Source organism: Klenkia terrae, from assembly GCF_037083865.1.
In the GTDB taxonomy this organism is placed as follows: domain Bacteria; phylum Actinomycetota; class Actinomycetes; order Mycobacteriales; family Geodermatophilaceae; genus Klenkia; species Klenkia terrae.
Window position 1 is genome coordinate 1 of the sequence record NZ_JBAPLV010000061.1, and the last position, 2,993, is coordinate 2,993.

4 protein-coding genes are annotated in these 2,993 nt (G+C 69.6%); 2 read left to right on the forward strand and 2 right to left on the reverse strand.

Annotated elements, in window-relative coordinates:
* On the forward strand, positions 1 to 660 hold a 660-nt coding region (locus UXQ13_RS23495), incomplete at its 5' end, for an LCP family protein (RefSeq protein ID WP_336393093.1).
* Between the two features lie 4 nt (positions 661 to 664).
* Here UXQ13_RS23495 and UXQ13_RS23500 read toward each other — a convergent pair.
* Positions 665 to 1,018 carry a hypothetical protein gene (locus UXQ13_RS23500; protein WP_225234206.1) on the reverse strand — a complete coding sequence of 118 codons (354 nt, stop codon included), beginning with the start codon at positions 1,016 to 1,018 and terminating at the stop codon, positions 665 to 667.
* 88 nt (positions 1,019 to 1,106) lie between these two features.
* Positions 1,107 to 1,748, reverse strand: a complete 642-nt coding sequence (locus UXQ13_RS23505) for an arsenate reductase/protein-tyrosine-phosphatase family protein (protein ID WP_225234205.1) — start codon at positions 1,746 to 1,748, stop codon at positions 1,107 to 1,109.
* Positions 1,749 to 2,436: 688 nt separating this feature from the next.
* On the opposite strand from UXQ13_RS23505, the gene UXQ13_RS23510 reads away from it, so the two are divergent.
* A complete protein-coding gene (locus UXQ13_RS23510) occupies positions 2,437 to 2,859 on the forward strand; it encodes a hypothetical protein (RefSeq protein WP_225234204.1) in 423 nt (140 codons plus the stop codon).
* Positions 2,860 to 2,993: the final 134 nt, after the last annotated feature.

Genomic DNA, 2,993 nt, shown 5'->3' on the forward strand with positions numbered 1-2,993 from the left:
GTGGACATCCCCGGCTACGGCATGAACAAGATCAACGCCGCCTACGCGTTCGGCGGGCCGAGCTTGCTGATCCAGACCATCGAGAACCTGACCGGGGTGCGCATCGACCACTTCGCGGCGATCAGCTTCAACGGGCTGATCTCGATGACCGACCAGCTGGGCGGGGTGGACGTCGAGGTAGCGGAGACCACGACGAACGGCCCGTACACCTTCACCCAGGGCCTCAACCACCTCGACGGCGACATGGCCCGCTGGTACGTCGGGCAGCGCTACGACCTGCCGGGCGGCGACTTCGACCGCGTGAAGCGGCAGCAGAACTACCTGCGCTCGATGTTCGGCAAGCTGTTCGCCGCCGGCACGTTCGACAGCGTGGGCCAGATCGACTCGGTGCTGCAGGCGGTGACCAGCTCGATCGCGGTCGACGACTCGCTGAGCAACGCCGGCCTGCTGGAGCTGGCGCTGTCGGCGCGCAGCCTCACCCCCGGCGGGATGGACTTCTTCACCGCGCCGGTGCTGGGCACCGGCACGGAGGGCGCGGCCAGCGTGGTCTACCTGGACCAGGCGACCGGCGACCGGATGTGGGGCTACCTGCAGACCGACTCACTGGGCCAGAACGCTGACGAGTTCAGCGACGAGGCCCTTCCCGCCACCCCGCGGTGACGGTTCAGCGCACGCAGTTCTGGTCGGCGTAGGCCTCGATGAAGCCGAAAGCGTCCCTGGCGCTGTCCTGCGCCCCCTGCGGGAGCTCGGAGGCGTCATCGCCGCCGCCCTGCAACGAGGTGATCAGTGCACCGCGGAGTGTCTCCGCGGCCTCCTCCACCCGATCCGAGGGGGCGACGTCGATCAGCGTGTCCAGCAGCGGCAGGCCGTCCTCGACGCCGTCGGCGTCGTCGAGCTGCTGGTAGACGGCGCAGAACTCCTCGACCGAACCGCCGCCGCAGCTGGTCAGCAGGAGGGGGACGCCGGCGAGCAGCACAGCGGTGCGCAGGGTGCGGGTGAGCACGGTCGACCTCGTCATGTCGGGAGCACGGATGTCCCCTCATCGGCGTCTGCGGCCTCGGTGCTGACTCGTGGACCAGCGCCCTCACCCTGGCGGGTGGCGTGGCTCAGCTGACGAGGTAGAGGTGCGGCTTCCCGTCGTCCCCGTCGGTCCCGGCGACCTCGGCCGCCGCCGGATGCAGGGCGACCAGTCGGGTCAGCAGCGGGATGAGCGACGCCGCGATCACCTCGGCGACCTCCTGGTGCACCTCGAGCGGCCGACCGATGGGGTCGGCGACGTCGTCCGCGGCGTCGGAGGGGCGCTTGGACCGTGCGGCGGCCATCTTCTTGACAAGGGACCGGCACCGCTCGGCGAGGTCGTCGCCGTCGAGCTGGACGTCGCGGCCGACCAGGGCGACGAGGTCGGCGGCCTCGCGCAGGGTGAAGGTGCGCTGGAGGGCGCGCGGGGCGGCCTTGAGCACCGACCGGCGGTGGCTGCGAGTCAGCGCGAGGGTCAGGTCGGCGTCGATGGCCATGTCGTCGAGCAGCTGCCGGGCGACGTGGCCGATGGGGTCGCCGCCGAACCCCTCGAGCACGGTGGCGCTGTCGGGGTGGACACCGGCACCCTGCACGGCGTGCGTGCCAGCGCTGACCACCTGTATGCGGTGGGCGTCGTCGCCGAGGGCCTCGTCGAGGAAGGCGCGGGCCATGCGCTCGGCCATCGCCGAGCGGCAGATGTTGCCGGTGCAGACGAACAGCACGGTGAACACCGGATTGGGAGACCAGTGCCGTGCCACCCGGTCAGTCTTCCCTACCGATGCGCCACCGCACAGTCGCAACGCGTAACGATGCGGAGCTGCCCCGGTCTGACCCGCGGTATCGACAACCAGGGCGCGGCTGGGTCGGCTGGTCTTCGGCGCTGCCGGGTCTGGGTCGTAGCCGTAGTTGTACGGCCGTACCCGTAGGCGGAGGTGACCTCGGCCTTGGGCGGCACGATGTTGAGGACGACGCCCAACGTCTTGGCCCCGACCCGCTCGAGCGTGGCGTGGGTTTGGGCGAGCTGCTCCTTGGTGGTACTGCCGTCCGCAGGGACACGCCGACACCCCTGTTCCAGATGCCGGGTGAGCCTGCCGATGATCTGGAACGGGTGCGTTCTGCCACCCGTTCCACGCGACCAACGGGGTTCAGATGACACACATGCCGCCACCCGGCAGCGGACCACCAGCGGGGTCCCCCGGCTGGGCACCCCATGGGTGGGCCGAATCTGGACCGAACGGGTCGTGGTCACCGGCGCCGCCCGCGCAGAATTTCCCGCATCAGCGTCCTGTGCAGCAGGATCCCTGGCGCCAGACGCAGAGCCCCTTCCAGGCAGGAACAGTGCCTCCACGCGCTGCGGGCCAGCGGGTCACGTCGGGCACAGGCAGAGCTGTTGGCCTGGGTCTCGGACTGGGGGCCGGCGTGGTGATCCTGATGCTGATCATCCTTGCCGCTACCGGGACCTTCGCCCCCGACCCCACAGCCACTTCGGTTGCGGCCCCGCCGCCGACCGAGGCGATCGCCCCGCCCTCGAGTCACGCCGTCACCGTGTTGTTCACTCTGTCCGATTCGGATCTACGTCAGGACTGCGAAGGCGACGGGGGGTATGCCGACATCGGACCCGGAACGCCGGTTCGCCTCACCAACGAGTCAGGCGTGGTCCTGGGCGCCACCAGCTTGAGCGAGGGGGACTACTCCGGCGGCACGTGCACATGGACGTTGACCATCCCCGACGTCGGGGACGCACAGTTCTACTCGATTGAGGTCGGCGACCGGGGGCAGATCACGAACAGCTCTTCCGAGATGGAAGCGAGCGGGTGGTCGTTCTTCATCAGCCTCGGCTGACAGAGCTGCACGCCTGGTACATGCGGCGCGGTCAGCTGGTCTTGGGTGCAGCCGGGTCCGGGTCGTAGCCGTAGTTGTAGCCGTACCCGTAGGCGGAGGTGACCTCGGCCTTGGGCGGCACGATGTTGAGGACG